We start from the raw sequence: 25,730 nt of genomic DNA, 5'->3' as shown, positions 1-25,730 counted from the left end.
GGGCCGCAACCGGAGCGCCGGGGCGGAGGTGCGGGCGCGTCTTGAACATGTTCAAGGAACCTCGTAAGGTCGCCATTGCGAGTTGAACGCGTTCAAGGCGTTTGGCCGCGCCGGGAGGGGAGTCCGCCGTGACGGTACTGGTGCATCTGATCGTCACCTTGGGCATGCTCTACGTCATCCCCGCCGGCCTGCGTCTGATCGACCCGGCCGGGCTGCGTACGACCGCCCGGGTCTGGCCCCTGCTCGCCGCCCCCGGGGCCCTGTGCCTCTGGCTGCCGCGCGGCGCCGCGGCCACGGCGCTCGCGGCCTGCTACGCCGCGGCCACGGTGGCCCTCGCCGCCCGGGCCCCGGCCCGGCTGCTGCGGGCCCTGCGGACACCGGCCGGCGCGATCCGCGCGCCCGCACCGGCGGAGATCGCCGTGCTCACCGCACTGATCTCTCCGTCGGTCGCCGGGACCGCCCTCGTCGCCGAACGCGCCGGGTACCGGCTGTTCGACTTCGATCTGGACGTCCTGGCGCTGACCGTGCCGCACTTCCACTTCGCCGGGTTCACCGCCGCCCTGGTCGCAGGGCTGGTGAGCCGGGCGGCCACACCCGCGCACGGGGCGCTGTCGCGCTGGGCCGCCTACAGCGTCCCCGGCGGGACCCTGCTCGTCCTCCTCGGCTACTTCGTGGACGACTGGGCGGAGCTGGCGGGAGCGGTGGTCCTGACCGGCGGGATGTGGGCGGTGGCACTGCTGACCTGGCGGGAGATCCGCCCCGCCGCACGGGACCGCGCCACCGGGGCGCTGCTGGCGACCTCGGCCGCGGTCCTGGTGGCCACCATGCTGCTCGCCCTGTGGTGGGCGCTCGGCGAGGCCACCGACCTCGTACACCCCACGTTGACCTGGATGGCCGCGACCCATGGTCTCGGCAACGCGCTCGGCTTCGCCCTGTGCTCGCTGCTGGCCTGGCGCCGGCTGACCGGGGACGCCGCCCGACCGGAGGAGACCACCCCCATGACCCGACTCATCAGCACCACCAGCACTCGCGGCAGCGGCAGCACTCGCGCGAGCGGCAGCGGCAGCACCGGCAGCAGCAGCTCCTTCAGCTACGCCGACCGGGGAGCGACGCAGCACCGCCCGCTGCCCGCCGGATACAACCACCTGCACCACCGCACCCGGATAGGTCACGGCCAGGCCGTCTTCGAGACCGCCGGGACCGCCGTCACCACCTTCGGCGCCCACCGGGCCTCCGGCATGCTGATCCGGGCCGGCCACGGCTCGGTCCGGCCCGGGAGCCGGGTGGTGGTCGGGATCGGCTGCGGGCCGGTGCGGATCAGCGCGCCGTGCCAGGTGGTCTGGACGGCGTACGAGCCCGCGCGCATCGGCTTCGCGTACGGGACCCTGACCGGCCACCCGGAGTGCGGGGAAGAGTCCTTCATGGTGCACCGGGACCCCGACGGCACGGTGTGGTTCGAGGTGACCGCCTTCAGCCGCCCCAGCGCCTGGTACACGCGCCTCGCGGGCCCGGTGGTTCCCTTCCTCCAGCGGTGCTACGCCCGCCGGCTCGGCCGCACCCTGCGCAAGCTGGCCGCCGCGGCCTGATCCGCCCGATACTGGAGGGGATGGACTGGTTCACGGCGCCCGGTTACTGGCTGGGCCGGCTGGTCTTCCAGCGGGCCCTCGCCGGCGTCTACCTCTTCGCCTTCGTCGCGGCCGCCCTTCAGTTCCGGGCCCTGATCGGGGCGCACGGCATGCTGCCCGTGCCGCGCTACGTGCGGTACGTGCCGTTCAAAGGCGCCCCGAGCCTGTTCCAACTGCACTACTCGGACCGACTCTTCGCCTGCTGCGCCTGGGCCGGGGCGGCGGTCTCCGCAGCCCTGGCGGCCGGGGCGGGAGACCTCGTTCCGCTGGGCGCGGCCATGGGGATGTGGGCACTGCTGTGGCTGCTGTACCTGTCCATCGTGAACGTGGGGCAGACCTGGTACTCCTTCGGCTGGGAGTCGCTGCTGCTGGAGGTGGGCTTCCTCGCGGTCTTCCTCGGCAACGCGCGGGTCGGGCCGCCGGTGCTGGTGCTGTGGCTGCTGCGCTGGGTGGTCTTCCGGGTGGAGTTCGGCGCGGGGTTGATCAAGATGCGCGGGGACTCCTGCTGGCGCAAGCTGACCTGCCTCTACTACCACCACGAGACGCAGCCGATGCCGGGGCCGCTGAGCTGGTTCTTCCACCACCTGCCGAAGCCCCTGCACCGGGTGGAGTGCGCGGCCAACCACGTGACCCAACTGGTGGTCCCGGTGCTGCTGTTCACGCCGCAGCCGGTGGCCTCGTACGCGGCCGGGATCATCGTGGCGACACAGCTGTGGCTGGTGCTGTCGGGCAACTTCGCCTGGCTGAACTGGCTGACGATCACACCGGCCCTCTCGGCGGTCGACTTCACCGGGTTGGCGGGGCCGCCGCCGGCCGCCGCGTCGGCCCCGGCGCCCGTCTGGTTCGCCGTCCTCGTGTGCGCGGTGACCGTGCTGGTGCTGGTGCTGAGCCGGCATCCGGTGCGCAACATGGTCTCGCGGCGCCAGGTGATGAACCGGTCCTTCGACCCCCTCCACCTGGTCAACACGTACGGGGCCTTCGGCAGCGTGGGCCGGATCCGCGACGAGGTGGTGGTCGAGGGGACCGCGGACCGGGTGCCGAGGGAGGACGGGGCTTGGCAGGAGTACGGGTTCAAGGGCAAACCGGGTGATCCGCGCAAGATCCCGCGCCAGTTCGCCCCGTATCATCTGCGCCTCGACTGGCTGATGTGGTTCGCGGCGCTCTCCCCCGGCTATGCGCGGGAGTGGTTCGGGCCGTTCGTGGAGCGACTGCTGGCGGGCGACCGGGACACGCTGCGGCTGATCCGCCACAACCCCTTCCCGGACGCCCCGCCGACGTACGTGCGCGCCAGGCTGTACCGCTACCGGTTCACCACCTGGCGGGAGCTGCGCGAGACGGGCGCGTGGTGGCACCGCACGCTGCTGCGCGAGTACCTGCCGCCGACCCGGCTCGCCGAGGCCGCCTGGTCAGAGCCCGAGTAGCGCCGCCTCGCGCTCCGCGGAGACGCCGGGGGCCGGCCGGTCGGAGCGCTGCGGGGCGACGGAGCCGAGGGAACGGAGCCAGGCCCAGGTGTCGGCCACGGTCTCCTCGACGGGGCGGCACGCGAGGCCCGCCGCCCGGGCCCGGGTGACGTCGCCGCCGAACATGTAGTCGTGCAGCTCCCCTTCGGGGAGCCAGATCGGCAGCTCGGTCCAGGGCTGGACGCCGGCCTCCTCGATGCGGGCCGGGTCGGTCCAGCGGAGCTCGCCGCCGCCGCCGGTGACGGCCGCGCAGGCTTCGAGGAGGGCGCCCATCGTGGCGTGCCCGACCGGGGAGACCACGTTGTACGGGCCGCCGAGCCCGGCCCCGGCCGCGTCGAGGGTCCAGGCGGCGAGATCGCGTACGTCGATGTACTGGAGCGGGAGTTCCGGCCGGCCGGGGGCCAGGGTGGGGCCGCCGCGGGCGGTCCGGTTCAACCACCAGGGCAGCCGGCCGACGTTCTCGTACGGGCCGATGATCAGGCCGGCGCGCACCAGCAGGGCCCGGTCGCCGAAGGCGTCGACGACGGCGATCTCACCGCCCCGCTTGTCCTCGGCGTAGGCCGTGGCGTCGGCGTCGGCCGAGCCGTCGACCAGCGGGCCGTCCTCGTCGATGCCGGCCGGGGCGGGGTACTTGTAGACCGAGCGGCTGGAGATGTACGCGTAGTGCCCAGCGCGGCCGGCCAGCAGTCGGGCGCTGTCGCGCACCGCGGTCGGGGCGCCGCCCCAGGTGTCGACGACCAGGTCCCACTCCCCCGCAGCGAGGGCGTCCAGGCCGCCGGGAGCGGTGCGGTCGCCGTGCACGGCGGAGGTGCCCGGCGGCGGGGCGTGGTGCCCCCGGTGGAAGACGGTGACGTCCCAGCCCCGGGACAGCGCGTCCTCGGTGATCGCGCGTCCGACGAACTCGGTACCGCCCAGCATCAGTAGCTTCATGCGGACCAGCGTGCCGGGGTCCGGGGGCGGCCGGAAGTCTTGATCGCCCTCAGCGATGACGCTCACGGCGTACGGCGGACGGGAACCTTCGACGCGCCCTGCACGGTCGGCGCAGCACCGCGCCCCCGTCGCCGGTGGGCTCGGGGGCGCTGTGTGAGGTCGTGGCTAGTCGATGCCGGGCAGGATGTGGGACTCCGCCAGGTCGTCCTCATAGCCCGCGAGCCGGATCGGAGCGGACCGGGCCCAGACTTCGAGGCTGCCGAGTTCGTCGGCATGGGGGCGGTTCCGCCGTGCCGGGTACTCCGCCAGCGTCTCGTCGGACTTCGTCGTCGTGTCTGTCACCGCGCACTCCTTTGTGTCGCGTAACCCGGAGGGCGAGCCGCGCGCCGGGCACAAGGGGTAAAGGGTTTCCGGACGCGGTGGCGCCATGGTGGAGCGTGGCCTGGATACGGCCGTCTTGTGACACTCAGAGTACACATATGAGCGCACCCCCGCTCGATGGATTGGCAAAATCCACTCGACGGCTTGATTTCCCCGCGTGTTCAGGAAGTCGTACGCCGGTGTGCCCGTGACGGGTGGTCTGCTCGACGGCGGTAGCACGACTGGAGTACGGGCAGCGGAGGGAGCGGCGGTGACGAGTTCCGGAGTGCCGGGGGCGGCGAGGGTCGACAGCGTCGAGGAGCTGATGGAGCTGCTGCTCGCGTGCCGCGGGGCGTGGGACACGCCCGACCACAGCGGGGACCCGGTCGATCTGCACGATCATGGGCTCCAGACTGCTGCACTCCTGCGCCGCTCGCATCCGTTCGACAAGGAGCTGCAAGTCGCCGGACTCGTGCACGACCTGGGCCACCTGCTGTTCCCCGGCGACGACGCCGGCCACGCCGACCACGCCGCACGGGCGGTCCGTCCGCTGCTCGGGGAGCGGGTGGCCCGGCTGGTGCGGCTGCACGTGCCGGCCAAGCGCTACCTGGCGGCCGTGGAGCCGGGACGGGCGCTGTCCCCGCAGAGCGCGCTGACCCTGCGCGCGCAGGGCGGGCTGATGGACGGGGCGGAGATCCGGGCGTTCGCGGCCGACCCCGACGCGGAAGCGGCCGTGACGTTGCGCCAAGCGGATGACGCGGGCAAGGTCGTCGGGCTCGACGCGGGGGTGATGGAGGACTGGCGTCCGGTCCTGGAGCTGGTGGCGGCGGGGGCGTACGAGCGCACGCCGTGAAACGGCCGTGCCCCGGCCCCCTTCGCGGGGACCGGGGCACGGAGCCGGGTCACGGGGCAGTAACGGAGCCGGCACGCACGGAGCCGGGAGGCGGGTTCGGCACGGAGCCGGGACGCCCGGCCGGGACCGCGGGTCTACCAGTTGGCGGGCGCGTAGTCCTTGAGGAAGACGCCGTAGAGGTCCTCGCCGGACTCGCCGCGCACGATCGGGTCGTAGACCCGGGCCGCGCCGTCGACCAGGTCGAGCGGGGCGTGGAAGCCCTCCTCGGCCAGGCGCAGCTTGTCGAAGTGGGGGCGCTCGTCGGTGATCCAGCCGGTGTCGACCGAGGTCATGAGGATCCGGTCGCTCTGGAACATCTCCTGGCCGCTCGTCCGCGTGACCATGTTCATCGCGGCCTTGGCGGCATTGGTGTTCGGGTGCCCCGCGCCCTTGTAGCCGCGGCTGAAAACGCCTTCCATCGCAGAGACGTTGACGATGTGCGCGCGCCCGCTGGTCGCCCTCCGCGCGGCCTCGGCCATGGCCGGCCGCAGCGCGCTGATCAGGATGAACGGCGACGTGTAGTTGCACAGCTGGGTTTCGAGCAGCTCCACCGGGGAGATCTGGTCGATGGTCTGCACCCAGGTGTTGCTCTCGACGACGTCGGGCAGCAGGCCGCCGGCGTCGATGGCGGTGCCGTCGAGGTGCCGGGCGATGCTGGCGTTGCCCGCGACCAGGGCGAGGTCGGCGACCTTCTGCGCTTCGAGGCCGCTCACGCCGACGGGCAGGGCCGCCAGGCCGTCGACCGCTCCGGAGTTGAAGGCGCCGATGACGTGGTGGGCGGGGAGCTCGCCGGCGGGGAGCGGGGCGCTCTCCCCCTCGACCAGCGCCGCGTAGGCCGAGGGCAGGCGGCGCACGGTCTGCGTCGCGTTGTTGATCAGGATGTCCAGCGGACCGGCCGCGGCGACCTGGTCGGCGAGCGCCACGGACTGGGCCGGGTCGCGCAGGTCGATGCCGACGACCTCCAGGCGGTGCATCCAGTCCGCCGAGTCCTCCATCGCCTTGAAGCGGCGGATGGCATCCTTGGGGAAGCGGGTGGTGATCGTGGTGTGGGCGCCGTCGCGCAGCAGCCGCAGCGCGATGTACATGCCGATCTTGGCCCGGCCGCCGGTGAGGAGCGCGCGCTTGCCGGAGAGGTCGGCGCGGGCCTCGCGCCTGGCGCGGTTCTCGACGGCGCAGTCCGGGCAGAGCTGGTGGTAGAAGTAGTCGACCTCGACGTACCGCGCCTTGCAGACGTAGCAGGAGCGCGGGCGCTGGAGTATCCCGGCGATCCGGCCGGCCTCCGTGACCGAGGAGGGCAGGATGCCCTCGGTCTCGTCGTCGATGCGCTCGGCGGAGCCGGTCGCGGTCGCCTCGGTGACGGCCTTGTCGTTGGCGGTCTTGGCGGCGCGGCGCTCCTGGCGGCGGCGCTGCTTGACCGTGCGGTAGAGGCCCGCGGTGGCGCGGCGTACGGTGATGGCGTCGGGGTGGTCGACGTCGATCTTGTCCAGCTCGTCGAGCACGCTGAGGCAGAGCGCCAGCCGCTCGGGGTCGATGCCCGGCCCGTAGGCGTGGTCGTCCCCGCTCAGGTGGTTGTCTTCGGTCACCGTCATGGCCGCTGCCGTTCCTTGATCACTCGTCCGCGTCCGCCTGCTGCGGAAGTCCTCAAAACCGCCACTGTACGGATCCGACGCGCCCGGGACCAAACCCGTGCGGGCACGCCTCACGCACCGCGACGCTGTGGTCACCATGGGCAGCCTCGTGCGGGCCTGTAATCCTTCCGGAGTATGCCTGGGGTATGACCGATGACCACCTCCAGGAGGAGGAATGGGCAGCTCAGGTCGGGCATTGTGGAATTCATGAGTGCCCTAGCGCTGTCGGTCCTGCTCTGCCTGGTGTCCGCCGTGGCGTACGCGGGCGGCGCGATCGTCCAGGAACGGGTCGCGGTGAGCACGCCCGACCGCCCGTACGCGCCGCTGCGCCGCGCCGGTTGGTGGTGTGCGGTCGGGCTCAACGGCCTGGGCGCCCTGCTGCACGTGGTGGCCCTCGCGTACGGCCCGCTGAGCCTGGTGCAGCCGCTGGGCGCGCTGACCATCGTCTTCGCGCTGCCGATGGCGGCCCTCTTCGTGCACCGCCGGGCGGGCGCTGCCGCATGGCGCGGCGCGCTGCTGGCCACGGTGGGACTGGCCGGACTGCTGGCCCTGACGGACGGGGCCGGGGACCAGCCGCTGGCCGACGGGAAACGGAGCCTGCTGCTGATCGTCACCGCCGCCGGGGTGACCGGGTTGTTCGTGGCGGCGCACCGGATGCACCGGCCGGTGTTGCGCAGCGTGCTGCTGGCGGCCGCGGCCGGCACGGCCTTCGGCATGGCCTCCGTGTTCACCAAATCGGTGGCCGAGTACACCGGAAGTCCGGCGCCGGGCGCGCCCGGCGCACTGTGGCCCGACCTGGTGGCGATCGCCGTCCTGGCGTCCGTCGGACTACTGCTCTCGCAGGCGGCCTACCGGGGTGCGGGGCTGACCGCACCGCTGGCCACGGTGACCGTGGTCAACCCGGTGGTCGCGGCGGCCGTCGGCATCTCGCTGTTCGACGAGGGCTTCCGGTACGGGTCGGCGGGCACGGCGGCGGCACTGGCCAGCGCCGTACTGGCGGCGGCCGGCCTGATCCTGCTCACGGGCGTGCCGCCGCACGTACGGGGGTCAGATGCCGACGCCGCGGCCGCGGAGGTACTTCAGCGGGTCGATGTCGGAGCCGTAGCCGGGGGACGTGCGGATCTCGAAGTGGAGGTGCGGTCCGTTGGTGTTGCCGGTGGAACCGGAACGCCCGATCCGCTGACCTCCGGACACCTGCTGCCCGGCCTTGACGCCGAGCGCCGACAGGTGCGCGTACTGGGAGTAGCGGCCGTCGGCGTGCAGGATGACGACCTGGTAGCCGTACGCCCCCGCCCAGCCCGCGGAGACGATCTGGCCGGGGCCGACGGCCTTGACGGAGGTCCCGGTGGCCACGGGGAAGTCGACGCCCGTGTGGTAGCCGCTCGCCCAGGAGGATCCCGCGACGTGGTAGGCGGTGCCGATGCCGGCGTCCACGGGGGCGACGAAGCCGCCCGAGGCGGGCTTCTGCTGCGCTGAGGCGGGTACGGGAGCGGGCTTTTCGGCCGGCTTCTCGGCGGGCTTCTCGGCGGGCTTCTCGGCGGGCTTCTGCGCGTTCGGTTCCACGGGCTTGACGGGCTCGGCGGTCCGCGGCGGCTTCTCGGGGTTCTGCGCGGGCGGTGCGGCCGGCGGCGCCGGCGCGGCGGTGACGCGCAGCGTCAGTCGCTGACCGGGGAAGATCAGGTTCGGGTCGCCGCCCACCGTGGCCCGGTTCGTCTCGTACAACGCCTGCCAGCCGCCCTCGACGTGCTGGCCGGTGGCGATGGCCGAGAGGGAGTCGCCGGGCGCGACGACGTACGGGTTCGGCAGGACCGAGGTCCCGGTCGGGCGGGGCGCGGCGGTCTGCGGGGCGGCCGGCTTCGCCTCCTGGACCTGGACCTGGGCCTTCACTCCCTGCCCCTGCCCCTGCCCCTGCGGTGAGACGGCGGGCGCGGGGCCGCTGCGGGAGAGTCCGGCCTGCTTCCCGCACACCGGCCAGGCCTGTGGGCCCTGCCCCTTGAGGACCTTCTCGGCGACCGCGATCTGCTGGTCCTTGGTGGCCAGGTCGGCGCGGGCCGCGTACGCGGTGCCCCCGAAGGCGCGCCAGGTGCTCAGGCTGAACTGGAGTCCGCCGTAGTAGCCGTTGCCGGTGTTGATGTGCCAGTTGTTGGTGGACTCGCAGTCGGCGACCTTGCTCCAGGTGTCCACCGAGGCGGCCTGGGCGGTTCCGGCGCCGATCAAAGGGAGTGCGAGCCCGGCGCCACCGGCGGTGACGGCGAGCGAGGCGCGGTTGATGCTGCTCGGCTGGTACCGGCGATGCCGACCCCGTACACCCATGGGAGCCCCCATTGAAGACATCAGGAACCGCACAACTTAACGGGGCGATCAGAGCATGACAAGGGGCGCAACAGGTCGCACTTTCACGGAAGTTGACAAGCTTTCGCATGGCGTTGGATCCGCAGGTATATCTGCCCATGTAGCGTCGCATTCACCCGCACATCGAGGCACTCAGGAGCGCATGCATGAGCAGCACGGCCCAGATCGGCGTCACCGGGCTCGCGGTGATGGGGAGCAACCTCGCCAGGAACTTCGCCCGCAACGGCTTCACCGTCGCCGTCCACAACCGGACGGCCGCGAAGACCACCGCCCTGGTGAAGGAGTTCGGGCACGAAGGCACCTTCGTCGCCGCCGAGTCCGCGAAGGAGTTCGTGGACGCGCTGGAGCGGCCACGTCGCCTGATCGTCATGGTCAAGGCCGGAGAGCCTACCGACGCCGTGATCCGCGAGTTCGCCCCGCTGCTGGAGCCCGGCGACGTCATCATCGACGGCGGCAACGCGCACTTCGAGGACACCCGGCGGCGCGAGAAGGAACTGCGCGAGCAGGGCATCCACTTCGTGGGTGCGGGGATCTCGGGCGGCGAGGAGGGTGCGCTGCTCGGCCCGAGCATCATGCCGGGCGGCTCGGCCGAGTCGTACGCCTCCCTCGGCCCGATGCTGGAGAAGATCTCGGCGAAGGCGGCCGACGGTACGCCGTGCGTCTCGCACGTCGGCCCCGACGGCGCCGGACACTTCGTCAAGATGGTGCACAACGGCATCGAGTACGCCGACATGCAGCTCATCGCCGAGGCCTACCACCTGCTGCGCGAGGTCGCCGGCTACTCCCCCGCGAAGATCGCGGACACCTTCCGGGAGTGGAACCGGGGCCGGCTGGACTCGTACCTGATCGAGATCACGGCGGAGGTGCTGGCCCACACGGATGCCGGGACCGGGCGCCCGTTCGTCGACGTCGTGGCCGACGCCGCCGAGCAGAAGGGCACCGGCCGCTGGACGGTACAGATCGCGCTGGACCTGGGCGTGCCGGTGTCGGGGATCGCGGAGGCGGTGTTCGCCCGTTCGGTATCGGGCCACGCGGAGCTGCGTACGGCCGCCCGGGGGCTCGCGGGTCCGGCTGCCGAGCCCCTCTCGGCGGAGGCGGCGGACGCCTTCGCGGCCCAGGTGGAGCAGGCGCTGTACGCCTCGAAGATCGTCTCGTACACCCAGGGCTTCCACCAGATCCTGGCGGGCAGCCAGGAGTACGGCTGGGACGTGGACCCGGGCGCGGTGGCCTCGCTGTGGCGGGGCGGCTGCATCATCCGGGCGGCGTTCTTGGACCGGATCCGTGCGGCGTACGACGCGCGGCCGGACCTGCCGAGCCTGCTGGCGGACGACGGCTTCGCGCAGGAGATCGGTGCGGCGCAGGAGGACTGGCGGGCCGCTCTGGTGGCGGCGGTGCGCCACGGGATCCCGGCCCCGGCGTTCGCGGCGTCACTGGCGTACTACGACGCACTGCGCTCGGAGCGGCTCCCGGCGGCCCTCACCCAGGGCCAGCGGGACTTCTTCGGGGCGCACACCTACCGTCGCACCGACCGCGAGGGCTCGTTCCACACCCTCTGGAGCGGCGACCGCTCCGAGGTCCGTACGGACTAGCCCGCGTCCCTGCTGAGCGGTCCGGGCTGCGGGATCGGCGCGGGCCCGGGCGGCGGTGGCACCGGATCGGGCTCAGGCACCGGAGTGGGCACCGGCGGTACGGGCCGCGGAATGGGCTCGGGGTCCGGGAACGGACCCGGCCCGGGCGGGGACGGCACGGGATCCGGCTCGGGGGCGGGCGGCTGCGTCATCTCTACGTTTCGCACCATGAGCCCCACCTTCCCTGCAATCGGCGTCGTACGCCCATCGAAAACGGCGCCCCCGGTGGTCTGGGCCACCGGGGGCGCCGTCGCGTGCGCGTGTCGGGATCAGCCGCCGGAGACGGGTGTCCCGTCGAGGCCCGCGGCGGTACCGCGGAAGGCCACGGCGTTCCCGTCGTCCGCGACGGCCCACAGGTCCGTCAGGCCATCGCCGGTGAGGTCACCGCTCGATCCGAGGACCGGGTAGGCCGCCCGGGCGATGCCCGAGGCGATCTTCGCCCGGTTGGCGGCCACGCCCCAGCCGGCGGGGTCGACCTTGCCGTCGGCGCCCTTGACGCCGGCCACGCGGAACACGTCGCCCGGGGCGTCCTGCCGCAGCCACGGGTCGGCGAGGCCGTCACCGTTGGTGTCGCCCGGGACGACCACCGTATGCCCGTCCCGGTCGGCGCCGCCGACGAGGACGGGCGGACCGGAGGCGTCGAGGAGGCCGATGCCGTTGCCGTAGTACGCCCAGAGTCGCTCACCCTGCTTCACCAGCAGGTCGGGGGCGCCGTCCGCGTTGAGGTCCCCCGCGTCGACGACGTCCTCGGCGTCGCGCCAGTGGTCGTCGGCGCTCTCGCATCCGAGGTCGGGGTCGGCGACCGGGCAGGTGACGGTCAGTTCGATGCGCTCGTCGCGGACGGCACCGGTGCCGGGGTTCGGGTACACCCAGAGCTTGTTCTTCCGCTCGACGGCGTTGTGCTCCACCACCACGAGGTCGGTGTGGCCGTGGCCGGACCAGTCGCCGCTCGCGACGACCTTCGTGCCGGCGGGGAAGGTGACTCCGCCGTCGACGGCCGGTGCGAAGGTGCCGTCTCCGCGGCCGGCGGAGAACCGCAGTCGCCCGTCGGAGCCGAGGCTCCACACGTCGCGCAGGCCGTCGCCGTCGAGGTCGCCGGCGCGGTCGGGGCCGCCGGCGCGGTCGGGGCCGCCGGCGGGGCGCTCGTTCGCGTAGAACAGGTAGGTCGCGGTGTCGGAGCGGTTGCCGGCCCCGTCGACGCTGTGGGCGTAGACGAAGTGCGGGCCCTGCGAGGGCGGGGGCAACAAGAACGGCGCGTGGATCAAACGACGGCACGGAGAGCGGCCGTGAGGCCCGGGGCGGGGCTGGCGAGGACCGGAGTGGCCGTCGTGGTCAGGGACGACGCGTCCGCCATCGAAGCCTGGGCCAGGACGATGACGTCCGCGTCCGTGACGGTGTCGGCCGCCCGCGCCGTGAGGCGGAGGTAGCCGGCGGTGTCCCCGGCCTCGAAGCGGGACCAGGCGTCCGCGACCACGTGGGTGGTGACCGAGACCGGGCGGCCGGCCCGCTCGGCCTCCTCCCGCAGGAGGGCGACCGTCGGGTCCAGCGTCGACTCCACGGTGGCCAGGACCGCGACGCGCGCACCCGTACGGACCGCCTCGGAGGCCATCGGGCGGTCGACGCGCAGGACCGGGACGCCGAGCTCCGGGGCCAGGGCCTCCGCGACGGCGCCGATGGTCGAGCAGGTGACCAGGACCGGCCCGGCGGAGCCGTCCAGCAGGGCCCGGACGGCCGGAGCCACCGAGTCCGGGCCCTGCGCACGGGCCCGGTCCAGCAGCTCCGGCACCACGAGGTGGCGCAGTACGGCGTCGGGGTGGTCCCGGTCCCGCAGGGCGTCGAAGACCGGCACGTGGACCGGCGACGTGTGCAGCAGGGTCAGGCCCGTCACCACAGGTCGGGGCTGGCGTCGAGCTGCGCCTTCGCCGCCGCCACGACCTCGGCCGGCGCCTCGGGCGCCTGCTCGGGGTGGCGGGCGGCCCAGCTCGCCGCGTACGGGCACAGCGGCACCACGGGCACCCCTTCACCCGCGGCGATCCCGTAGAAGGCCTTCACCAGGTCCCCGGCGATCCCGCGCCCCTGGTGCCCCGGCTCGACGATGGTGTGCACCGCCACGAGGGCGTGGGGCGCCCGCTCGGTCACGAAGTACGCGATGAGCCCGACCACCTCACCGCCCTCGACGGCGAGCAGCCGTCCGGCCTTCCGGTCGTCCTTGAACTCGATGGCCCCGGTCTGCGACATGGTCCCCGACTCCCCTCAGACAGCCACTGCGTGGGGGCTGCGCTCCTGGTCCGTTCCCGGCACCGGGGCGGATGGGTCCGCGCCCAGTTCCACGATGCGGTTGTCCGCGTCGACGTGTACGACCCGCGGCTTCAGCGCCCGCGCCTCGGCGTCCTCGACCTGTGCGTAGCTGATGAGGATGACGAGGTCCCCCGGGTGCACGAGGTGTGCGGCGGCGCCGTTGATCCCGATGACCCCGGAACCGCGCTCGCCCTCGATGACGTACGTCTCCAGCCGCGCCCCGTTGGTGATGTCCACGATGTGAACGAGCTCCCCGGGCAGCAGGTCCGCCGCATCGAGCAGATCGGCGTCGACGGTCACGGATCCGACGTAGTGCAGATCGGCCTGGGTCACCGTGGCCCGGTGGATCTTGGACTTGAACATGGTACGAAGCATGCGAATACTCCCGATATGTCAGCTCCCTGCCTGCTTCGCGCAGGTCAAGGGCGGTCCCGGCAGCCTACAGCCGTTCGCAAGTTCGGTCAGCTTTCCCCAGGTCTTCCAGGACTCATGCTGACCGATTGCTGACTTCCCTGATGCACCATCACGCTGCTGGAGTGTCGTGTTCCGGGAGCCCTCTGCTTCGACGGCAGCGTGGGATCAGCGCCTCTGGGCCTGCTGGTCGCGGAGTGCACAGGCGCCGCAGACGGGGCACATACCGGGCTTTCAGTTCCATACCTGGAGCGCGAGCAGCGCAGCACTAGTGACCTGAGTCAGCACGCCTGTCACCGGTGTGCCATGCAGGCGGCGCGAGTCGACCTACTGAGGTTTTCAGGGTGGGGTCGGTGGGGTGATGGGTAGTCGGGTGCCGGTGAGGCATCCGTCGATGAGTGCGGGTCGGAGTTGGATGTGTCGCAGGCCTCGGCGGAGGGTGCGGGTGAGGTGGTCTGGGTCGGTGAAGGCGGTGTTGGCCATCGGTTCGCGTCGCAGGAGCGACCAGATGCCTTCGACGGGGTTGAGGTCCGGTGCATACGAGGGAAGTCGGAAGACGGTGAGTCAGTCGCGCTTGGCCGCGTACCGCCTCATGCCGAGGGCCAGGTGTGTGTTCAGGATGCCCCTATGGTTTGTCAAGCAGCGGGAGCCGCCATTGTGACCGCGGGAGGCCGGATGTGTCGGTAGATCTCCCGGGCGACGTAGCGTTTGAGACAGCGGATGATCTCGCGCCTGGACATGCCCTCGGCTGTGCGTCGTTGCAGGTAGGTCCGGGTGCGTTCGTCCCAGCGAATACGGGACTGGACGATGCGGTAGAGGGCGGCATTGGCCTGACGGTGACCGCCGCGGTTCAGCCGCCTGCGCTGGGTTTTGCCGGAGGACTGCTCGACCGGGCTCACACCGCACAAGGCCGCGAACGATGCCTCATCCGTGAGTCTGTCGGGGTTGTCACCTGCGGCGCTGAGGAGGACCGCAGCACTGTCGGGCCCGACGCCCACCAGCTCCAGCAGCTGTGGCCGACAGGCCCGCACAGCCTTGGTGGTGCGCTTGGTCAGCTCCTTGATCTCGTGGGAGAGGTTCTGGACCCGGCGGGCAAGCAGGCGCATCGTGAAGACCGCTTCGCTGTGATCATCGTCGAGTGCCGCACAGGTAGCGATCAGGGCCGGGTTGTTCAGGCTGGTGAGCTGTTCGCGCAGATCGGGGTCGAGGACCAGGAGGACGGCTTTGAGCTGGTTCATCGCCTGGGTGCGCGCCTTGACAGCCGATTCCTTGGCCAGTCGTAGCACGCGCATGTCGGCTGCGGGACCGTCTGCGGTCTTCGGCGTGGTGGTGGCACGTCCTGAAAGAACGGCCCGTGCGGCCGCGTCCGCATCAATGGCGTCCGTCTTGCCGCGCTTGCGCCGGGTGGCACGGTCGGGCTGATTGATCTCGACGACGTCGATGCCCTCCCGCTGCAGGGCCCGGGTCAGTGCGACTCCGTAGGACCCTGTGCATTCAACGCCAGCGCGTCGAAGGACACCGAACGACCGGGCCCAGGAGATCAGTTGCCGATAGCCGACGGCCGTGGTCGGGAACTCCTGGTGCGCGAGCGAGGCTCCCAGGGTGGTGATCACGGCGGCAACGTGGATGTCCTTGTGGGTGTCGACTCCCAGGATCACGTCCTCAGCCAGCGCCGGAACGTGCTGCGTAGTGGTTGTGGGATGGGGCAAGCTGGTGACGGTCACAAGGCTCCTCGGACTGGGGCTGGTGGCCGACGCCGGTCCGGTGGGCGGTCAGAACTGTGATGGTGCCTTGTGCAGCAAAGCCCCTATCGGGACACGCTCACCGGGCCGGCGGCAGCAAGCACCGCCGGGAACCAGACGCCGACAGATCCTGAAAAGGGCACGGCGGCCAGTTGTCCCACGGGTCAGGCGTCCACTCCCAGCGGCACACCGCAAGTCTCACAGTTGTCCCAGACCAGGACGATCGGGCCGCCGAGCTGCGGGTGCGCCCGGACGGCGAGGTCGCGGTAGTCGGTCCACGCGAAGCTCTTACGGGCTCCCTTGAGTGGCATGTGGAAGCGGGGCCGGTAGATCATCCTGCTCTTCCCGCCGGGTTTGTAGCAGCACAGCGCGGCGACCGAGCTGCGGCGGCGGGAGCGCCCCCGGACGCGGACCCGGTGTGTGTCCGCGCCGGCCCCAGGTTCGGGAGCGCGGCGGCGTCATCGCGAATCCGGCCTCGTCCTTGAAGACGATCCAGGCCCCGAGCGCCGCCGCGGTGCTTTTACCTGCGGCCACACCTCCCGCTTCCACAGCTCGACCGCGCCCTCGTCCCGCTCCAGCGCCCGGCGGGCCGGGGCCTGCCAGGACCAGCCGTGCCGCTTCAGCAGCCGCCGCACCGTCGCAACCGACAGCCTCATCCGGAATCGGCGACCGATCACGGCCTGGACGCGGGCCAGGGTCCAGCGCTGATCCTCGAACCCGTGCGCGGCCGGTCCTCTGCCCAACTGCTGCTCCAACAAGGCGAACTGGTCGTCCGACAGCTTCGGGACACTCGCTGGACCCGATGAGCGCAGCGCGTCCTTGTCGCCTTCCCGCCAGGCCCGCCAGGCCCGCCAGGCCCGCCAGGCCCGCCGCCAACGCTCGACCGACCGCCCTCTGACCCGAAGGTCACGGGCGATCACCACAGTCCTCTCACCGGCCTCAAATCGGGCACCGGCCTGAAGGCCTCGCGGGCGAGGAGCACAAGTGATGTCCGTCACGACAGACAGTCCAGGCTCCCCAACCGGGGCCCTGAAACCGCCTGCACACAGGATGAGGAACCCCAGCCGATGCGCGGCTGGGGTTCCTCGGTGCGGTGAGTATCGGTCAGCAGGCGGAGTTGCCCACGCCGTAGACAGCTCGTCTACGCGTCGGCGGACCGCACCCCATCGCGATCACCGTGGATCAGGCGGATCAGCGCTGCAGGGTGAGCAGGCCCGGCCGGTACGGCAGTTTCAGGTAGTCGGTGCCCGCCGGTGTGTTGGTGGGGAGGCCCTGGTAGAGGAACTGCAGGTTGCAGGCATCGATGGTCTTGGTCTGGTCGGGGTTGTTGCGGACCAGGTCACCGTGGCTGACGCCCTTGGCCCAGGTGGAACCACTGTTGGCCTGGCCCGCGAAGGGGCTGCTCTCGCTGCCGGCCTGGACGGTCCACGGACCGTTCAGGCTGGAGGCGGTGAACGAGCGGAAGTAGCGGTTCGTACCCTGCGCCTCGACGATCATGAGGTACTGGTTCTGGCCCTGGACCTTGTAGACCTCCGGCGCCTCGAACAGAAGGTCCGTTGTGTCGCTCATGACCGTCGTGTACGAGGAGCCGAAGCTGCTGGGGAAGTTCCCGATCGGCATGCTGGCCCGGTAGATCTTGCCGTTGTCAGCGGCGAAGAACAGGTACATGTTCTGGTCGTCGGCGATCATGGTCGGGTCGATCGGGGCGTCCTTCTGGCCCTGGGGGCCGACGGGGAGGCTGCCGGTGAACAGCGGCTGCGAGGCGGACCAGCCGTTGGGGTTGGTGGGGTCGCTGGACGTGCGGTAATAGAGCGGCCACTGACTCCACTGGGACACCATCACCCAGACGTTCTTGGGCGCGAAGTAGAACACTTCGGGCGCCACCGCGGGATCGTTCATCCCGGTCTGGGTGGCCGTCGCCATGTCCGACCAGTTCGTGAAGGGACTGAACCCCGTCGAGCCCCACGACGTTCCGTTGGACGTCGTCCCGTAGACCAGGTGCTTGCCGTTGTACGTGGTGGTGCTGAAGTCCTTCAACGCGACCTGCCCGTTCGCCGGCTCCGCCAGCGGACCCGTCGATGTCCAGCGGTAGGTCGACGGAAGAGCGCACGTGCCGGTGCCGACGTCGGCGACGGGGACTAGCTGCCACTGCTGGTTGCTGCCGCCCCAGTCGGCGTACTGGACGATCTTGCCGCCGTCGGCGGTGGAGGCGCTCTGGACCTCGAGGGCCTTGCTGCTGTGGCGGTTCAGGAGGCGGACGTAGCCGCCGGCGGAGTCGGCGAGGCGGAACTGCTGGTTGGTCGCGTTGAGGTCGCTCCACTGGACGACGTCGGTGCCGTCGGCCGAGGACCAGTTGTAGTCGTCCAGGACCTTGCCGGAGTTACGGTTCTGCAGGCGGTAGTAGCCACTGCCGGAGTCCAGGAAGCGCCACTGCTGGGCTTCGTTGCTGGAGCGGGTCCACTGAACGACTGGCGAGCCGTCGGCGGTGGCGAAGTTGTAGTCGTCCAGCGCCTTGCCGCTGTTGCGGTTCACCAGCACGTACCACTTGCCGGTGTCGACCGAGGCAGCCGAGGCGGACGACGGGTTCACCATCGCCAGGAAGCCGGCCACGAAGACCATCGAGAGCAGGGCGGCCATCCGCGGCCGCCATCCTCGCCGTGTCGAGGTTCGTGGAGCTGTACCGAGAGCGTTCATCTGCACCCTCCTAGGGGCGACTTGGGCAGGGGTCGGTCCTTCTCGGTGCCTGCGGACCGGGCACGGCACGTCCGAGGCGGCGGCAAGACGTGCCCCCTGCGGGGTGGGGGCACCGGGTCTCCGGCGCATTGTTAGCGCTAACATTTGACGTCGAACATTCGGCGTGTTGCGGGGACAAAACCATGGGGCAAGAGGGGTCGTCAAGTACCGTGCCGCAACCTGTCCGTCACTGAGGCGTCATCAGGATCTCGTCCTGTCAGAGTTGTTGACGGGGCTGATGTGAGCGCTCACACTCGCAGGCGTGGGCGGCAGTTACTGAGGTTTTCAGGGTGGGGTCGGTGGGTCGAGTGTCAGGTCGGTGGCGGTGAGGCACCGTTGATCAGGTGGGGCCGGAGTTGGATTCTGCGTAACTCGCGGCGGAGTGTGCGGTCAAGGTCGTCGGGTGTGTCGAAGGCGGTGTGTTAGCCATCGCTCTGCGTACGAGCGACCAGACGGCCTCGACGGGGTTCAGGTCGGGCGCATAGGACGGGAGTCGGACGGTGGTGAGCCAGTCGTGCTCAGCCTCGTACCGCTTCAGCCCGGCGGCCAGGTGGGTGTTGAGATTGTCCCAGACCCACGATCGGGCCGTCGAGCTGGATGTGTGCCCGTACCAACAGGTCGCGGTAGTCCTTCCAGGAGAAGCTCTTGCGTGCACCCTTGAGCAGGAGATGGGTGCGGGGGCGGTGGGTGAGACGGCTCGGCTCGCCGGGTTTATAGCAGCACAGGGCGGCGACCCAGGTGCGGCGACGGGACCTGCCTCTCACCCTGATGACGGGTGTTTGTCCGCGCCGGCCCCAGGTGCGGGCGCGGGGCGGCGTCATGGAGAATCCGGCCTCGTCCCCGAAGACGATCCAGCCATCACACGCCGCCGCGAGCCTTTTACCTGGAGCCACACCTCCTTCTTCCACAGTTCCACCGCGTGCTCGTCGCGTTCGAGAGCACGACGGGCGGGTGCCTGCCAGGACCAGCCGTGCCGTTTCGGCCCTGCCGCCCTGACGACGGCGGAGCGGGGCACGGCGGTCGCACAGACGCTGCCGCCGTACTCGATCACGACTCTTCAGCTGAAGCCCGCGTCGGGGACCGCTGGCGCTGACAAGCCGACGCCCGCCCCCACGCCGACCGCCCCCACGCCGGTTGTCTCCGCCTCCGGCACGACCGGCACCCGTGCGCAGGGGGAGATCGGCGCACCCGTCGGCCAGCCGACCCCGAGCAGCACGTCCGGCGACCTGGCTTCCACCGGGGTGAGCAACACTGTCACGTACAGCGCCCTCGGTGGCCTGCTGGTCGCTGCCGGCGGCGTGCTGGTGCTTCGCGGACGTCGCCGCAGGGCTTTGCACGGGAAGTGAGACCGCGTGAGTGACTGACGGCCCGGCAGCAACGCCACCCACCCGTGGCGTGCGCGCCGGGCCGTCGGCCTCCGCGCCGGCGTCGGCGGTCAGGAAACAAACAAGGCCCGGGTCGTTGACCTGGACCTGGCCTACCTCGGCACCGGTCCCGACCCGTGGGGCGGCCCACGGGCCGCGTTCCGGGCCACCGTGGAACTGCCGCGCGAGGACTTCGCGATGAACTACAACCAGGTCGTCCAGGCCGGCATGGCCGCCATCGGCACCACGCTCCGCGTCGGGATCGACCTCCAGGCCGTCCAGGGCGAACAGCTTCCGCCGCTCGCCTGACGGCGGAGACGGCTCGGCCCCCTGCCTCACTCGGGAAGCAGGGGGCCGAGCCGTCTGCGGCCTGTGCCTCCTGGTGGCTGAGCAGGATGTCGACACCGTCCTGGCTGCCGTACAGCGTGATATCGGGAGGAGTCCGGCGGGTGCGCCCAACGACGCCGCAGCCGAGGTCGTCGTCTACCGCCGCAGTGGCACGGGCTTCAGCCGTCTCTGGGCTGCGATCGGCAGCGGCGATGACGCCGAAATCGACCGCACAATCGCCAGGGCGACCGACGTCGCCGTCCACGGCCCGAGCGAGTTCTGGGCCAGGGGCCTGGGCGACTAGCAGAATCGGCCGAGAGGGTCCTCCTCCCCTCCGTCGCCAAGCTGCTGGCCGAGCCCGTGATCATTCACAGCGCCAACCGCTGTACCGATGTTCCCCAAGCCCGGGCAAGCGCAAGGGACACAGCCCCTCCCTCGCGAGCATCTACCGGGCGCTCGCCGAGCACGCCAAGCGCGAGGCGTACCCCGAAGCTCTCGAACAGGCCTACATCGACTTCGCCGCCCTCCAGGTCGGCGAAGTCCCCGGACCTCGCCTCGCTGTCCCTGACCGAGCGTCACTCTGATTACAGAGAGCTACTTGTCACTTCGCCGTAGCTTCGGGAGAACAGGGCCGTTTCAGCAGCCGCCACACCGTCGCCACCGACAGGCCCACCCGAAGCCGTCGGCGGATCACCGTCTGGACCCGGACCAGAGTCCAACGCTCGTCGTCGAAGCCGTGCACTGACGGCCCCTTGCCGAGTTCCGCTTCGAGCACGGCGAACTGGGAATCAGTAACGGTCGGGGAGTTGGCCGGGCCTGCGGAGCGCAGGGCCTCCATGCCGCCCTCGCGCCAGGCACGGCGCCATCGTTCCACCGACCGCACACTCACCCGCAAGTCCTTCGCGACCGCAGCGGTCTTCTCACCCGCCGTGAACCGCACGCCGGCCTGAAGCCGGATCCCCTCACGAAACGCCCGACGCTCAGCGGTCAAGCCCCCACCCTCCGGATAACGCATACCACTGGCATACCGCAGGGATCATCAACCGTCACCACCCGACGACAACCCGAAATCCTCAGTAATCGACTGCGAGTTGCCGCCGCCGATCTGCTGCCCCTGAAACTCCTCTCCAGCCTGCTTGGCGGCCTTCTCCGATCCGCTTACCCGCCTACTTGGTCGGGCCTTCGGGGCCCGCTTGCCCGTGTTCGTCTCGGGCACGGCCTTCCGTACGCGAATGGTCATGGCATCGAGGTCCACGTCCTTCCGCCGCAGCTCGGCCTGCTCCTCCGGACGCATCGGGCCGTGGGCGCCGAGGAAGCCCCTCAGCCGCCACCGGATGCCGATCGCCTCGGCCAGCGCATCGACCTGCGTCACCGTCGCGATCTCCCGCTCCGGAGCAACCTCTTTCCCGGCGCCCCTGACCAGGCGCCGGTGTCCGCGGTGGCGTCGTAGTGCTCCGGTCCGTACCCACGATGAAAGTCCACGAAAGAGAGGAACCCCAGCCGACGCACGGCTGGGGTTCCTCGAGGCTCCGCGCTGGCAGGCCGCCCCGAATCGCGATCACCGTGGATCGGGCAGGTTAGCGCTGCAGAGTGAGGACACCCGGCCGGTACGGCAGTTGGTCGTAGGGGCCGCCCGCGGTGGGGGACTTGCCCTGGTAGAGGAACTGCAGGTTGCAGGGATCGATGGTCATGGTCTGGTCGGGGTTGTTGCGGACCAGGTCACCGTGGCTGATGTCGTTGGTCCAGGTGGCACCGCTGTTGGCCTTGCCCGCGAAAGGGTTGCTTTCGCCGGCGGCCTGCGGGGTCCACGAACCGCTCAGGCTGGAGGCCGTGAACGAGCGGAAGTAGCGCCCGTTCGCACCCTTCGCCTCGACGATCATGAGGTACTGGTTCTGGCCCTGAACCTTGTAGACCTGCGGCGCCTCGAACAGGTTGCTCTCCGAGTCGCTCATGATCGTCGTGTAGGACGAGCCGAAGTTGCTCGGGAAGTTCCCGATCGGCATGCTCGCCCGGTAGATCTTGCCGTTGTCACCGGCGAAGAACAGGTACATGTTCTGGCCGTCAGCGATCAGGGTCTGGTCGATCGGGCCGGTGGGGGAGTCGGTGCGGGGGATGCTGCCGGTGAACAGCGGCTGCGGCGCGGACCAGCCGTTGGGGTTGGTGGGGTCGCTCGACGTGCGGTAGATGAAGGGCCACTGACCCCACTGGTAGGCGAGGACCCAGATCTTCTTGGGCGCGAAGTAGAACAGCGTGGGCGCCACCGCGGGCTGGCTCATCCCGGTCTGGCCGGCCGACGCCATGTCCGACCAGTTCGTGAAGGGGCTGAACATCATCGAGCCGTACGACGATCCCGACGCGTTCGACCCGTAGACCAGGTGCTTGCCGTTGTACACCACGTTGGTGAAGTCCTTCAGCGAGCCCCACCCGTTCGCCGGCTGCGCCAACGCACCCGTCGACGTCCATCGGTACGTCGACGGAAGAGCACACGTGCCGCCCGGCGGCGCGGGCGTCGTCGGGGTCGACGTCCCGGACAGGCCGGTCCACTTCTGGTTGGTGCCGGACCAGCAGGAGTGCAGCTGGATCTTGGTGCGGTTGGCGGTGGCCGCGCCGATGGCGTCGAGGCACAGCCCGGACTGGACGCCGGCGATCGTGCCGTTGGTGTTGATGTTCCACTGCTGGCCGGCGCCGCCGTTGCAGTCCCCGATGACCACCGCGGTGCCGTTGCCGGTGCCGTTGGCCATGGCCTCCAGGCACTTGTTGCCGTAGATCATCAGCTGCTTGCCGGAGGTGTGGGTCCAGCGCTGGTTCGTCTGTCCGTTGCAGTCCCACAGCTGCGCCTGGGTGCCGTTGGCGGTGGTGAAGCCGTTGATGTCGATACAACGACCGGAGGCGACACCCTTGATCGCCCCGGTACTGGTCCCGCCGGTGGTACCGGTGGCGGCCTTGAGGGCGTTCATGACGGCGGTGTGGGCGGCCTTGGGGTTGCCGTTGTTGTCGAACAGCAGGGGGCTTTCGCTGCTGCGCCAGGAGTCGCTGTCACGGATGCCCCATACGGTGATGCCGGTGCACCGGGCCACGGACAGGCAGGCCTTGACCGTGTTGACGTAGTGGGTGGACGACGCCCGGGCGATGTCCAGCTCGGTGATCTGGACGTCGACGCCCAGGGCGGCGAAGTTGGACAAGGTGGTCTGGAAGCTGGACGGCGGGCCGTCGGTGCCGAAGTGGCTCTGGAACCCGACGCAGTCGATCGGCACGCCGCGGGACTTGAAGTCCTTGACCATGCTGTAGACGCCCTGGGTCTTGGCGTCCGACCAGTTCTCGATGTTGTAGTCGTTGTAGCAGAGCTTGGCCGAGGAGTCGGCCGCCCGGGCGGTGCGGAACGCTTCCTCGATGAAGCCGTTGCCCAGCACGTTCTGGAACACCGAGCTGCGGTGCTGGGTGGAGCCGTCGGCGAACGCCTCGTTGACCACGTCCCAGGCGTAGACCTTGCCCTTGTAGTGGGTCATCAAGGTGGTGATGTGGTGATTCATCACGCTGCGCAGCGTGTTCGCGTCGCCGATGGAGCCGACCCAGGACGGGAGCTGCGAGTGCCAGACCGGGGTGTGGCCGCGCAGGCGCTGACCGCGTGCCAACGCATGGTTGACGATCCGGTCGGCGGGGCCGAAGTTGAAGTTGCCGCGGGACGGTTCGATGGCGTCCCACTTCATCTCGTTCTCCGGGGTGATCATGTTGAACTCCCGGTCCGAGATCGCGGTGTACTTCGAGTCGCCGAGCCTGCCGGCGGCCACAGCCGTGCCGAAGTACCTGCCCGAGGGGGCCGCCTGCGTACCCAGGTTCGCGGCTCCGGCCGAGCTGGGGAGGAGCGTCACGACACCGGCCACCAGCGCCGCGGCCGACAGTCCTATCGTCAGTGTCCGGCGACGCCGGCCGAGCCGGTGCAGGCCCTTCATGATTCTCCTCGGGGGTCGCGGGTCACCCTGGGTGCCGTGATCGTGCGCGCATCGGCCGGTACGGCCTGATCGGCCGCCGCGGGGTGGGTGCGGTGCAGGACGTGGCGCCGTTCCTGCGTACCGGTCGCCCGGGGTTCGTGGGTGTGTCGCGTCATGGGAGGGGCCTTCTTCAGGAGATACGTCAACGGGAGAGTCGGGGAACCTGCCACACCGGCACGCATGGTGAGCGGCGGGAAAGCGCCCCACGATATGGAGGCCTCCGAACTCGCGGTCTCGTAACAAAAAAGTCGCGTCGTCCGGACGATTGCTCGGTGATGCATCTCGCAGGCAAAAAGCGTTATGCCCAGCCCCGCGGTCTGGTCGTCCCTGTGGAAAGGGCGCGCTGCCCTGATCACCGGCTCACTGCCGGGTTGAGAACGGCGTGGTGCAGGATCGTGGTGCAGGATCACCAGTTGTCACTGCGCGACTCGGTCCCACATCTCAAAGAGCGGTGGCCCAGGCACTGCGCACGATGAAGGAAGCCTGGCCGGCGAAGGCCCGAGTGCCGTCGGAGCCATCGAGCCAGATGCCACCGTCGCGGTGGCGGAGGACCGATCCGGGATAGTTGTGCGCGTGCAGGGTTACCGACCCGGCGACCGCTCCGGGGTGCGGACAGAAGGTGGCGTCTTCACGGAACAGTTCGCTGCCGTCGTTGGTGCTCAGCCGTAGCCGCAGGTCTCGATGGCGCAGATAGCGGCCGTCGGCGGCGCGGAAGGTGACGCACCGTGTGTCGGCCAGCCCCTGGATGACCACGAAGGTGACCCGCTGCCGCGGCTGCGCGCTGCTAGACGCGGAGACTCGGCCGAGCGTCGCGAAGTCGTCGGCATACGTGAGGTACAGGGCGGGGTCGTCCACGGACTCCAGCGCCTGTGCGCCCAGCGGAACAGTGGCTGGGACGGCGGACGGACTCACCGGTGACGGTGACGTGGTGGTGCGCGGCGGGACCGGCATGGGATTGCCGACGGTGGGAGCGGCGATGACGCCGGGCTCCCGATGCGCCGGTTCGGGCCAGGTCGCGTAGGTGGCTGTCCCGGCGATGAGCACCGCGCCGGTGGCGAGGCTCACCAGCGGTTGAGCGGTCACCGCGTGGAGTTTGCCGATCAGCGCGCTGTGCAGACTGCCTCCCGCCGTCGCCGTGCCGGCGGCGACGTGTGCCGTGGCCAGCCCGGCGGCGCTCGCGGCCGTACCCGACAGCAGGCCCTTGGCGGCCAGCGCCGCGATGAGTCCGGCCGGGACGGTCAGCGTCGCGAGGCTGAGGAGCAGTAGTTCGGCCGGAACCCGTTCTGTCGTCGTCGCCGTGCAGACCGGGCAGTCGCGGGTGTGCCGCGCGATCCGCTTGCGCCACACCGATGCAGGGAGACCGTCCCAGCCGACGACGGTCTCGTCCAACTGCCGACAGCGCGGGTCGGCCTCCAGCGCGGCGACGATCGTCCGGCTCAGTTCCAGCTGCTCGCGCATGCGTTGCAGACGTACTCCGACGTGGGGAACAGTGAGCCCCGTCGCGGCGGCGATGTCGTCACGACTCAGCGAGCCGGCGCGTTCCTGCCACCACAGCGACAGCAGCACCCGATGGTCCGGGTCGAGCCACCGGCCGGCTTCGACAACCTGACGGCGCTCGTCCGACACATGCAGACGCAGGATCGTCACGTCCTCGGGTTCGGCGCCGGCGTCCGGTATCTGGAGTGCCTCGTCGATGACCGTGGTCCGGCCGGCGAAGGCGCGTTGCCGCTGCCAGTGGGTATTGATCTGGCGGAGCGTGATCGACACCAGCCAGGACCGGAAGCTCTCCGGGGCACGCAGGGCAGGCAGGTCGCGCACCACGCGCAGCAGGGTTTCCTGGACGACGTCGTCGACGTCGGCATGTCCGCTCAGCGCTCGCCCGACGATGTTGTAGAGCAACGGAAGGTACGCGGCGATCAGCTCCTCGCGCGCCCGATCGTCACCAGCCTGCGCCGCGACGACCAGCCCCGCGTGGTCCGCATCCATGAGCC

At 70.6% G+C, this 25,730-nt stretch carries 24 protein-coding genes and 6 pseudogenes; 9 read left to right on the top strand and 21 right to left on the bottom strand.

The features are described from left to right. Positions 1-128: 128 nt before the first annotated feature. The 3 genes and pseudogenes from OG974_RS05265 to OG974_RS05255 form a co-directional block, all read left to right on the top strand. Positions 129-962, top strand: a pseudogene (locus OG974_RS05265) (YndJ family protein); the annotation flags it as partial. 36 nt (positions 963-998) lie between these two features. After that, entirely contained in the window at positions 999-1,586 is a 588-nt protein-coding gene (locus tag OG974_RS05260) for a DUF1990 domain-containing protein (RefSeq protein WP_328765279.1), read from the top strand. A gap of 20 nt (positions 1,587-1,606) precedes the next feature. Continuing rightward, a complete protein-coding gene (locus OG974_RS05255; protein WP_327279754.1) occupies positions 1,607-3,046 on the top strand; it encodes a lipase maturation factor family protein in 1,440 nt (479 codons plus the stop codon). Here the strand turns inward: OG974_RS05255 and OG974_RS05250 are convergent. Beyond that, positions 3,032-4,015: an NAD-dependent epimerase/dehydratase family protein gene (locus tag OG974_RS05250; RefSeq protein WP_371645591.1), complete on the bottom strand. Its 984-nt coding sequence runs from the start codon at positions 4,013-4,015 to the stop codon at positions 3,032-3,034. The genes OG974_RS05255 and OG974_RS05250 overlap by 15 nt on opposite strands. A gap of 165 nt (positions 4,016-4,180) precedes the next feature. After that, positions 4,181-4,357, bottom strand: a complete 177-nt coding sequence (locus OG974_RS05245) for a hypothetical protein (protein ID WP_327286035.1) — start codon at positions 4,355-4,357, stop codon at positions 4,181-4,183. 343 nt (positions 4,358-4,700) lie between these two features. Here OG974_RS05245 and OG974_RS05240 point away from each other — a divergent pair, with 343 nt between their 5' ends. Continuing rightward, positions 4,701-5,228: an HD domain-containing protein gene (locus tag OG974_RS05240; protein WP_328765277.1), complete on the top strand. Its 528-nt coding sequence runs from the start codon at positions 4,701-4,703 to the stop codon at positions 5,226-5,228. Between the two features lie 134 nt (positions 5,229-5,362). Here OG974_RS05240 and OG974_RS05235 read toward each other — a convergent pair whose 3' ends face one another. After that, entirely contained in the window at positions 5,363-6,856 is a 1,494-nt protein-coding gene (locus OG974_RS05235; protein ID WP_329315298.1) for an SDR family NAD(P)-dependent oxidoreductase, read from the bottom strand. A 192-nt stretch (positions 6,857-7,048) separates the two neighbouring features. Here OG974_RS05235 and OG974_RS05230 point away from each other — a divergent pair. Further along, positions 7,049-7,837: pseudogene (locus OG974_RS05230) on the top strand (DMT family transporter); the annotation flags it as partial. Positions 7,838-7,942: 105 nt separating this feature from the next. Here OG974_RS05230 and OG974_RS05225 read toward each other — a convergent pair. Further along, the gene (locus OG974_RS05225; RefSeq protein WP_371645588.1) at positions 7,943-9,208 is read right to left on the bottom strand and encodes a transglycosylase family protein; all 1,266 of its coding nucleotides are present in this window, start codon (positions 9,206-9,208) and stop codon (positions 7,943-7,945) included. 185 nt (positions 9,209-9,393) lie between these two features. Between OG974_RS05225 and gndA the strand changes: the two genes are divergently transcribed. Then, positions 9,394-10,836 (top strand): NADP-dependent phosphogluconate dehydrogenase, encoded by a 1,443-nt coding sequence (gene gndA, locus OG974_RS05220; protein WP_371645586.1) that lies wholly within the window; start codon positions 9,394-9,396, stop codon positions 10,834-10,836. Between the two features lie 308 nt (positions 10,837-11,144). On the opposite strand, the gene OG974_RS05215 is transcribed toward gndA, so the two are convergent. The 12 genes and pseudogenes from OG974_RS05215 to OG974_RS05160 form a co-directional block, all read right to left on the bottom strand. Beyond that, entirely contained in the window at positions 11,145-12,122 is a 978-nt protein-coding gene (locus OG974_RS05215) for an FG-GAP repeat domain-containing protein (protein ID WP_371645584.1), read from the bottom strand. Between the two features lie 14 nt (positions 12,123-12,136). Next, positions 12,137-12,766, bottom strand: coding sequence for an aspartate/glutamate racemase family protein (locus tag OG974_RS05210; protein ID WP_327279748.1), 630 nt, complete (start codon positions 12,764-12,766; stop codon positions 12,137-12,139). Beyond that, entirely contained in the window at positions 12,760-13,113 is a 354-nt protein-coding gene (locus OG974_RS05205) for a GNAT family N-acetyltransferase (RefSeq protein WP_328764442.1), read from the bottom strand. The genes OG974_RS05210 and OG974_RS05205 overlap by 7 nt, the downstream gene beginning before the upstream one ends. A 15-nt stretch (positions 13,114-13,128) precedes the next feature. After that, positions 13,129-13,548: an aspartate 1-decarboxylase gene (gene panD / locus OG974_RS05200; protein WP_327279746.1), complete on the bottom strand. Its 420-nt coding sequence runs from the start codon at positions 13,546-13,548 to the stop codon at positions 13,129-13,131. Between the two features lie 375 nt (positions 13,549-13,923). Then, positions 13,924-14,202: pseudogene (locus tag OG974_RS05195) on the bottom strand (transposase); the annotation flags it as partial. A 17-nt stretch (positions 14,203-14,219) separates the two neighbouring features. Further along, complete coding sequence (locus OG974_RS05190) at positions 14,220-15,308, bottom strand: IS110 family transposase (RefSeq protein WP_328760969.1); 1,089 nt, start codon at positions 15,306-15,308, stop codon at positions 14,220-14,222. A gap of 221 nt (positions 15,309-15,529) precedes the next feature. Then, positions 15,530-15,788 (bottom strand): annotated as a pseudogene (locus tag OG974_RS05185) (DDE endonuclease); the annotation flags it as partial. After that, complete coding sequence (locus OG974_RS05180) at positions 15,785-15,982, bottom strand: winged helix-turn-helix domain-containing protein (protein ID WP_371646739.1); 198 nt, start codon at positions 15,980-15,982, stop codon at positions 15,785-15,787. The pseudogene OG974_RS05185 and the gene OG974_RS05180, both read right to left, overlap by 4 nt. Before the next feature lie 535 nt (positions 15,983-16,517). Next, positions 16,518-17,963 carry a non-reducing end alpha-L-arabinofuranosidase family hydrolase gene (locus OG974_RS05175; RefSeq protein WP_371645581.1) on the bottom strand — a complete coding sequence of 482 codons (1,446 nt, stop codon included), beginning with the start codon at positions 17,961-17,963 and terminating at the stop codon, positions 16,518-16,520. Between the two features lie 381 nt (positions 17,964-18,344). Next, positions 18,345-18,880 (bottom strand): annotated as a pseudogene (locus OG974_RS05170) (transposase). Next, entirely contained in the window at positions 18,877-19,074 is a 198-nt protein-coding gene (locus OG974_RS05165) for a winged helix-turn-helix domain-containing protein (protein ID WP_371646737.1), read from the bottom strand. Before OG974_RS05165 ends, OG974_RS05170 begins: the two are co-directional and overlap by 4 nt. 42 nt (positions 19,075-19,116) lie before the next feature. After that, positions 19,117-19,317, bottom strand: coding sequence for a hypothetical protein (locus tag OG974_RS05160; protein WP_371646944.1), 201 nt, complete (start codon positions 19,315-19,317; stop codon positions 19,117-19,119). On the opposite strand from OG974_RS05160, the gene OG974_RS05155 reads away from it, so the two are divergent. The 3 genes and pseudogenes from OG974_RS05155 (at position 19,301) to OG974_RS05145 (ending at position 20,054) form a co-directional block, all read left to right on the top strand. Continuing rightward, positions 19,301-19,405 carry an LPXTG cell wall anchor domain-containing protein gene (locus OG974_RS05155; protein WP_371645579.1) on the top strand — a complete coding sequence of 35 codons (105 nt, stop codon included), beginning with the start codon at positions 19,301-19,303 and terminating at the stop codon, positions 19,403-19,405. The genes OG974_RS05160 and OG974_RS05155 overlap by 17 nt on opposite strands. Before the next feature lie 108 nt (positions 19,406-19,513). Beyond that, positions 19,514-19,732: pseudogene (locus tag OG974_RS05150) on the top strand (hypothetical protein); the annotation flags it as partial. Positions 19,733-19,805: 73 nt separating this feature from the next. Next, positions 19,806-20,054, top strand: a complete 249-nt coding sequence (locus OG974_RS05145) for a hypothetical protein (protein WP_371645578.1) — start codon at positions 19,806-19,808, stop codon at positions 20,052-20,054. Positions 20,055-20,351: 297 nt separating this feature from the next. On the opposite strand, the gene OG974_RS05140 is transcribed toward OG974_RS05145, so the two are convergent. The 5 genes from OG974_RS05140 to OG974_RS05120 form a co-directional block, all read right to left on the bottom strand. Then, positions 20,352-20,765 (bottom strand): helix-turn-helix domain-containing protein, encoded by a 414-nt coding sequence (locus tag OG974_RS05140; protein WP_371645576.1) that lies wholly within the window; start codon positions 20,763-20,765, stop codon positions 20,352-20,354. 24 nt (positions 20,766-20,789) lie between these two features. Beyond that, positions 20,790-21,122, bottom strand: coding sequence for a hypothetical protein (locus OG974_RS05135; protein ID WP_371645574.1), 333 nt, complete (start codon positions 21,120-21,122; stop codon positions 20,790-20,792). A 205-nt stretch (positions 21,123-21,327) separates the two neighbouring features. Then, positions 21,328-23,700: a non-reducing end alpha-L-arabinofuranosidase family hydrolase gene (locus OG974_RS05130; RefSeq protein WP_371645572.1), complete on the bottom strand. Its 2,373-nt coding sequence runs from the start codon at positions 23,698-23,700 to the stop codon at positions 21,328-21,330. Further along, the gene (locus OG974_RS05125; RefSeq protein WP_371645570.1) at positions 23,697-23,855 is read right to left on the bottom strand and encodes a hypothetical protein; all 159 of its coding nucleotides are present in this window, start codon (positions 23,853-23,855) and stop codon (positions 23,697-23,699) included. Before OG974_RS05125 ends, OG974_RS05130 begins: the two co-directional genes overlap by 4 nt. A gap of 325 nt (positions 23,856-24,180) precedes the next feature. Then, a complete protein-coding gene (locus OG974_RS05120) occupies positions 24,181-25,725 on the bottom strand; it encodes a sigma-70 family RNA polymerase sigma factor (protein WP_371645569.1) in 1,545 nt (514 codons plus the stop codon). Between the last annotated feature and the right edge of the window lie 5 nt (positions 25,726-25,730).

It is taken from the genome of Streptomyces sp. NBC_00597, assembly GCF_041431095.1.
In the GTDB taxonomy this organism is placed as follows: Bacteria; Actinomycetota; Actinomycetes; order Streptomycetales; family Streptomycetaceae; genus Streptomyces.
Note: the sequence above shows the minus strand (reverse complement) of the source record. Positions and strands in the feature narration are given on the sequence as shown.